Raw genomic sequence first — 213 nt, forward strand, 5'->3', positions numbered from 1 at the left:
AAGGTTGCCAACAAAGACACGAGCAGTGTTATCTCCGGGTTGATCAAACACACCCACAAATTACCAAAAGAGCTTTACAAATCTTTGACTTGGGATCGAGGCAAGGAGATGGCAGATCATCTAAGCCTGACATTAGTAACGGATGTTGCTGTATACTTCTGCGACCCACATTCACCGTGGCAACGAGGATCAAACGAAAACACGAACCGCTTG

General features: G+C 46.0%; 1 protein-coding gene. It reads left to right on the top strand.

Annotation, left to right across the window (positions count from 1 at the left end):
- Positions 1–213: IS30 family transposase (locus PsW64_RS27055; RefSeq protein WP_153042354.1), on the top strand; the 213-nt coding region annotated here is incomplete at both ends.

The sequence above is a fragment of the Pseudovibrio sp. W64 genome, assembly GCF_001623145.1.
In the GTDB taxonomy this organism is placed as follows: domain Bacteria; phylum Pseudomonadota; class Alphaproteobacteria; order Rhizobiales; family Stappiaceae; genus Pseudovibrio.